Source organism: Arthrobacter sp. Y3223164 (assembly GCF_059091005.1).
Genome location: NZ_JBNHGF010000759.1, coordinates 1 through 672 on the forward strand (window position 1 = coordinate 1; position 672 = coordinate 672).

Sequence of the window (672 nt, forward strand, 5' to 3'; positions counted from 1 at the left end):
GAATTCGCGCTTCCTGCGGGTCACGCCGGGGCGCAATCCGCGGCGCGCTGCCGGAATTCCGCCGGCTCCAAAATTTCAAACGCAAAGCCGGTGGCGGCCAGCTCCACCAGGGGGTAGTCCAGCGAATCGTAGCCGGCCCGCAGCACGGTGGCCCCGCCGTCGTCGGACAGGGCGGCGATGTTCGGCGGGATCCGCTCGGCGACGGCCTGCAGGGGAGCGTCGATCCGGACCACCACGTCGAACCGGTACGGGGACCTGGTGATCGACTGCTGGACGTAGGCGGCCAGGTCCGGCTGCGGCAACTGCCGCGGGGCAAAGCGTTCACGCGCCGTGGGAACCGATTCGAACCGGTCCACCCGGAAGGTGCGCCAGTCCTGCCGGCCGGTATCGTAGGCCACCAGGTACCAGCGCCGGCCGGTGTCCACCAGCCGGTACGGTTCGGCCAGGCGGCGGCCGGACTCACCGTCCGCCTTGGCGTAGCGGAAGCCGACCACGCGCCGTTCGGCGATGGCGGTGGAGATCCCGGTCAGCACCTCGGGGTCAACGGCCGCGGTGGGGCCGGCCAGGGTGACCACGGCGTTCTTCAGCGTGGAAAACTTGGGCCGGAGCCGCGCCGGCAGCACCTGCTCCAGCTTGGTCAGCGCCCGGAGCGACGCCTCGCCGACGCCGGCC

The 672-nt window shown here is 71.7% G+C and carries 1 protein-coding gene; it reads right to left on the bottom strand.

All coding sequences use genetic code 11. From position 1 onward, the window contains the following. Positions 1-20: 20 nt before the first annotated feature. Positions 21-672 (bottom strand): helix-turn-helix transcriptional regulator (locus tag AC5RUJ_RS17845; RefSeq protein WP_494156464.1); only part of this gene is annotated, 652 nt, incomplete at its 5' end.